Source organism: Phenylobacterium sp. (assembly GCF_031425575.1).
Taxonomy (GTDB): domain Bacteria; phylum Pseudomonadota; class Alphaproteobacteria; order Caulobacterales; family Caulobacteraceae; genus Phenylobacterium.
In genome coordinates this window covers 1-5732 of the sequence record NZ_JANPJP010000151.1, presented here as the reverse complement: position 1 = coordinate 5732, position 5732 = coordinate 1, and the positions used below count along the sequence as shown (strand labels likewise).

At 68.0% G+C, this 5732-nt stretch carries 6 protein-coding genes and 1 pseudogene; 4 read left to right on the top strand and 3 right to left on the bottom strand.

Going from position 1 to position 5732, the window contains the following annotated elements; all coding sequences use genetic code 11:
* Positions 1 to 177: 177 nt before the first annotated feature.
* Both RMO97_RS08785 and RMO97_RS08780 read right to left on the bottom strand, forming a co-directional pair.
* Positions 178 to 783, bottom strand: a complete 606-nt coding sequence (locus tag RMO97_RS08785) for a 2-hydroxychromene-2-carboxylate isomerase (protein WP_310540399.1) — start codon at positions 781 to 783, stop codon at positions 178 to 180.
* Positions 783 to 1541: an SDR family NAD(P)-dependent oxidoreductase gene (locus tag RMO97_RS08780; RefSeq protein ID WP_310540397.1), complete on the bottom strand. Its 759-nt coding sequence runs from the start codon at positions 1539 to 1541 to the stop codon at positions 783 to 785. Before RMO97_RS08780 ends, RMO97_RS08785 begins: the two co-directional genes overlap by 1 nt.
* Before the next feature lie 92 nt (positions 1542 to 1633).
* Here RMO97_RS08780 and RMO97_RS08775 point away from each other — a divergent pair, with 92 nt between their 5' ends.
* From RMO97_RS08775 to RMO97_RS08765, 3 genes and pseudogenes are all read left to right on the top strand, one after another.
* The gene (locus RMO97_RS08775; RefSeq protein WP_310540395.1) at positions 1634 to 2101 is read left to right on the top strand and encodes a helix-turn-helix domain-containing protein; all 468 of its coding nucleotides are present in this window, start codon (positions 1634 to 1636) and stop codon (positions 2099 to 2101) included.
* 102 nt (positions 2102 to 2203) lie between these two features.
* A pseudogene (locus RMO97_RS08770) lies at positions 2204 to 3363 on the top strand (IS30 family transposase).
* Positions 3364 to 3524: 161 nt separating this feature from the next.
* On the top strand, positions 3525 to 4514 hold the full coding sequence (locus RMO97_RS08765) for a histidine kinase dimerization/phosphoacceptor domain -containing protein (RefSeq protein WP_310540393.1): 990 nt from the start codon (positions 3525 to 3527) through the stop codon (positions 4512 to 4514).
* Between the two features lie 54 nt (positions 4515 to 4568).
* On the opposite strand, the gene RMO97_RS08760 is transcribed toward RMO97_RS08765, so the two are convergent.
* Positions 4569 to 5240, bottom strand: a complete 672-nt coding sequence (locus RMO97_RS08760; protein WP_310540392.1) for a Crp/Fnr family transcriptional regulator — start codon at positions 5238 to 5240, stop codon at positions 4569 to 4571.
* Between the two features lie 70 nt (positions 5241 to 5310).
* Between RMO97_RS08760 and RMO97_RS08755 the strand changes: the two genes are divergently transcribed.
* Positions 5311 to 5732, top strand: a 422-nt coding sequence (locus tag RMO97_RS08755) for a TauD/TfdA family dioxygenase (protein ID WP_310540390.1), incomplete at its 3' end; no start/stop codon positions are given.

Sequence of the window (5732 nt, the reverse complement as noted above, 5' to 3'; positions counted from 1 at the left end):
GGTTCTCCCCCCCGTTGGGTGTGGTCGGGGTGTTCGGTGGTACCCCGTCTGGGGGCCCCCCCCCCGCGGGCCCCCAACCCATTGCCCCCCACCCACCCCAACCACACGAACGGGACCTGATCGATGATCCGAGATGTACCTGGGTCCCGGCCTTCGCCGGGATGAGCGGATGTTTGATCAGGCGCGCGAAAGCTCCGCCTCCACCGCGTGCAGCCGGTCCTTGCCGAAGAACATCTCGCCGTCCACGAAGAAGGTCGGCACGCCGAAGGCGCCGCGCGCCACGGCTCTCTCGGTGTTGGCCGCCAGCTTGGCCTTCACCTCCGGGTCCTGGGTGGCCTCCAGGATCGCGCGGGCGTCGAGACCGGCCTTGGTGAGCACGCCGGCCACCACCTCCGGATCGTCCATCTTCAGCCCCTGCTCCCACATCGCCGAGACCACGGCTTCGAGATAGGCGTCACCCACGCCCGCCCGCCGCGCCGCCACCAGGCCGCGCATGATCAGCAGGGTGTTGACCGGGAAGTGGGGGTTGGAGCGATAGGCGGTCAGGTTGTGGGCGGCCACGAAGCGCCGGGTCTCCAGCCCCTCATATTCCAGCTTGCCCTTCACCCCGCCGAAGGCGGTCATCGGCGACTGGTTGCCGGTCGCCTTGAAGATGCCCCCCAGCAGGCAGGGGATCAGGTTGACCGTGGCGCCGTGCTTGGCGGCGACGGCGGGCAGGACCTTCCAGGACAGGTAGCCATTGGGGCTGCCGAAATCGAAGATGAAGTCGATCGTCTTGCCCATCACCAGGTCTCCTTCCAGGGGCGCAGATCCAGTTCGTGGGTCCAGGCCGAGCGTTTCTGATTGTGCAGCCAGACATAGTTCGCGGCTATGTCTTCTGGCTTGAGGATCTCGTCGCCGGCCAGTTTGGCCGCGACGGCTTCGGGGGAATTGTTGGTGCGGGTGAAGACCCCGTCGATGGCGCCGTCCACCACGATGTGGGCGACGTGGATCCCCGCCGGTCCCAGTTCGCGGCCGGCGGTCTGGGCCACCGAGCGCAGGGCGGCCTTGGCCGAGGCGAAGGCGGAATACATCTTGCCGCCGCGCAGGGAGGCGGTGGCGCCGGTGACCAGGATCGTGCCCCGGCCGCGCGGCGTCATCACCCGGGCCGCCTCGCGAATGCTGAGGAAGCCCGCGAAACAGGCCATCTCCCAGACCTTCTGGAACACCCTGGTTGTGGTCTCCAGAACCGTGAACCGCACGTTCGCGCCGATGTTGAAGACCACCACCTCCAGGGGTCCCACCTCGGCCTCCACCCGGTCGAACAGGGCGATCATCTCGGCCTCGTCGCGGGCGTCGACGCCGAAGGCGTGGGCCTTGCCGCCGGAGTTGCGGATGTCGGCGGCGAGCGCCTCGAGCTGGTCGAGGTTGCGGGCGCGGCGGGTGACGCAGACGGTCAGGCCCTCGGCGGCGAAGGCCTTGGCGATGGCGCCGCCGACCCCGTCCCCGGCGCCGATCACCAGGCAGACTTTGGGCGCCGCGTGCAGTGGTTCCGGGGCCATGGCCTCACCTGAGTTCAGTTTCTGGACGAACCATCGTATTGAATCTGGACCCAGTCAATGGGATAGTGTCGCCGAACCAAGGAACACCGCCCGTGAAGTGGGAAGACCTCGCCGACCAGCCCTGCTCCATCGCCCGTTCAGTGGCGGTGATCGGCGACCGCTGGACCCTGATGATCCTGCGCGACGCCTTCCTGGGGGTGCGGCGGTTCGAGGCCTTCCAGACGAGGCTCGGCATCTCGCGCACCATCATCGCCGAGCGGCTCAAGCTGCTGGTGGACGAGGGCGTGTTGTCCAAGGTTCCCTACCAGGACCGCCCGGTGCGCCACGAATACCGCCTGACCCAGAAGGGCCTGGACCTCTATCCCGTGGTGATGGCCATCGTGCACTGGGGCGACCAGCACTACGCCGGCGAGGCCGGCGCCCCCCTGCTCCACCGCCACAAGGCCTGCGGCTGCGACTTCGCGCCCGTCATGACCTGCTCGGAATGCCACGCCCCCGTCGCCGCCCGCGAGGTGGAGACGCGGGTCGGGCCCGGAGGCGACAAGGGCGTGAGCGCCTAAGTCCGGCCCGCTATTCGACAGGGAGCCGATGACCGGGTTCGACGGTGGGCTCAACCGGTGACCGCAACACGCTAACTTTCCTTGGGAGATGGAGCGTGGGCGATGAAGCAGCGAAAGAGGATCTACTACTCGGCGGCCCAGCGGGCTGAGATCTGGGATCGCTGGAAGGCCGGCGAGTCTATGAGTTGGATCGGACGGCTGTTCGATCGGGAGTCGTCGTCGGTGTTTTCGGTGCTGTCGCCGACGGGCGGCATCCGTCCGCCAGATCGGAAGCGGGCGGATCGGGCGCTTAGTTTGAGCGAGCGCGAGGAGATATCCCAGGGGCTCAGCACCCGCTGCTCGCTACGTGGGATCGCCCGGACGCTGGGACGGTCGCCCTCGACGATCAGCCGCGAGGTTGTGCGTAACGGCGGGTCGGAACGGTATCGCGCGACTGGCTCCGATCAGGCGGCTTGGGATCGGGCCTTGCGTCCCAAGCGGTGCAAGCTGGCTTGCCGACCCTCCCTGGCGCGGACAGTATCGGCCAAGCTGAGGCGGAACTGGTCGCCCGAGCAGATCGCCGGCTGGCTCAGGCGCACCTGGCCCGGGGAGCCGCACAATCAGGTGTCGCACGAAACCATCTATCGCAGCCTGTTCATCCAGACCCGAGGCGTGCTGAAGAAGGAACTTCTGGATCACCTCAGAGCTCGGCGGACCATCCGTCGCTCGCGGCACGCCACGCTCAAGCGGAACGGCCTGGGCCAGATCAAGGACGCAGTCTCTATCAGCGAGAGGCCTGCCTGCGTCGAGGATCGCGCCGTGCCCGGTCACTGGGAAGGCGACCTCGTCGGTGGCTCCCGAAACAGCTACGTCGCCACATTGGTCGAGCGCCACTCGCGCTACGTCATGCTGGTCAAGGTCGCCAACAAGGACACCGAAAGCGTCGTCACGGCCCTGATCAAACAGTCGAAGAAGCTGCCCGGCGAACTCTATCGGTCCCTGACATGGGATCGGGGCAAGGAACTCGCCGACCACAAACGCTTGGCTGTGGCCTCCGACGTGCGGTCTACTTCTGCGATCCTCGCTCACCGTGGCAGCGCGGCTCCAACGAAAACACCAACCGCCTTCTGCGCCAGTACCTGCCCCACGGGACCGACCTGTCTGTGCACAGCCAAGCCCAGCTCAGCGCCATCGCCCGCCAGCTCAACGAACGGCCCAGAAAGACCCTGCTCTACCGAACACCAGCAGAGACCTTCGCCGAGTGTGTTGCAGCGATCAGTTGAGCCCACCACCCTTCTCGGACCCTAATCACGTCCGCTTCCCGCCCCCGAAGCATTAGTCCAGAGTCGTGCATGATCGCGGCGGGCTTCCGGAATGGACTTTCTGGGTGCAACTTCGATAGCTAGAGGAAGCGGCCGCGCTCCGCGCGCCTCCTGGGAACCGCATGCATCAGGATTTCTTCCGACGCTCCGCGTGGCGAGGCTACCTGCTGGCCCTCCTCGCCTGGGGTGTCGCTTTCGCCTTGCGCTTCGGGCTGGCGCCCTGGTTCCCGCCGGGCTTTCCCTACCTGACCTTCTTCCCGGCCGTGGTGCTGGTGGCCTACTATGCCGGACTGCGACCTGCGATCATGACCGCCACACTGTCTGGCCTGGCCGCCTGGTGGTTCTGGATCGGTCCGCAAGGCTTTGACTTCGGCGTCGCCACCCTGGTCGCCCTGGGCTTTTACATCTTCGTCGCGGCGGTCGACATCTTCTTCATCGTCAGCCTGGACGGCGCGTCGCGGCGGCTGTCCCGCGAGGTCGAGCGCAACGCCGCCCTCGCGGAGAGCCGCGACATCCTCCTGCGGGAAGTGCAGCACCGGGTCTCCAACAATATCCAGGTGGTGAGTGCGCTGCTGAGCCTGGAAGCGCGCGCCTCGACCGATCCGGGCGCCCGCAAGGCCTTGGCCGACGCCTCTGCGCGCACCGCCCTGGTCGCCCAGATCCAGAGAAGCCTGGCTGACGCTGAGCGGCAGGCCAGCGCCTTTGATTCCCTGGCGCGCTCCATCGTCGATGACGCGCTCAAGGCGGCCGCCCGCGATGATGTCGCCGTCTCAATCTCCAGCGGCGCGGTGGTGCTGTCAGCCGAGGAAGCTACGCCGGTCGTCCTGATCATGCTGGAATGCGTGAACAACGCCCTGGAGCATGCCTTTCCGGATCGTCCCGGCCAGATCACGATCGAGCTGTCCGAGGACGGTGCGGTTCGAACTCTGGTCATCGCCGACGACGGCGTGGGCGTCTCCGGAACGGCGACCGCCGAACTCGGGACTCTTGGGCTCAGGATCATCACCGCGCTAACGCGACAATTGGGCGGGGAGTGGTCGCTTCGGTCGGCCGACCCCGGCGCAAGCGCCCGGTTGTCCTGGCCGAGTTCCCCCGCGTCGCGCCAGACCTGACACGCCGACCCCTGCGAGCGCCCGGGGTCTTGGCGGGGCCGCGGCGGGCGGCGCCTAGCTTTCCGCGATCCGCCGCAGGCCAGCAGTGTCGCGCACCTCGATATGGCCGTAGCCGAGGGTCAGCAGGCCCCCGCGCTGGAAGCCCGCCAGGTAGAAGTTCACGGTCTTGCGGCTGAGGCCCAGCATCTCGGCCAGGGCCTGCTGGTTCATGCGCAGGGACCGGCCGCCGGTGCGCGCCATGATGTCCAGGCGGGCGGCCAGCCGCTGGCGGGGCGGCAGGGCCACGGCCTCGGCGGCGATCATCAGGGCGCCGCGCAGCTGCAGATAAACGAGCGCCGCCACCGCCTGCCAGACCTCGGGCCGGTCGGCCGCGATGCGGGTCAAGGCATGGTCTGGGACCACCAGCAGCACGCTCGGCTCGACGCAGATCAGGGTCACCAGCCTAGGCCCGCCGCCGAACCTCAGGGTCTGGCCGAGCGCCACGCCGGGACCGGCCTGGCCAAACAGCACCTCGCGACCACCGGGCGCCGCGCACATCATCTGCACCGCACCCTCCACCACCAGGGTGATCCCGGTCTGCTCGTCCCCCTCCGATTGGGCCCAGGCGCCGGTGGGCAGGTGGACGATGCGGCCGTGGGTCAGGAGCGCCTCGATCATCGGCGGCCCATGCCCCTGCAGCCAGACAGCCCGGGTCAACAGCTCGGCGGCGCGCTCGCGAGGACTCATTGCCAATTGTAACTCTGGTGACAAACTCCGCCAAGCCGCCGGCCTAGGTTCTCCTCAACAGGAGCCCGCCATGACCACCACCCTCGACCTCTCGATCCGCCCCACGGAAGGCTGCGGCGCCCTGGTTCAGGGTGTCGACTTGAACCGGGCCACCGAGGCGGAGATCGACCTGATCCGCGCCACCGTCTTCGACCGCGGCGTCGCCTTCGTCCACGGCCAGCAGATGACGCCGGAGCAGCAGATCGCCTTCGCCCGGCGCCTCGCCCCCATCGTGGTCAACCGCTACTTCCCCAAGACCGAGCGCTATCCCGAGATCGCCAAGGTCGAGAAGACCCCGGACCAGCAGACCAACATCGGCGGCGGCTGGCACACCGACCACAGCTATGACCTGGCGCCGGCCATGGGCTCTGTCCTGCTGGCCGTCGAGACCCCGCCCACCGGCGGCGACACCCTGTTCGCCGACATGTACGCCGCCTATGACGCCCTCTCCGA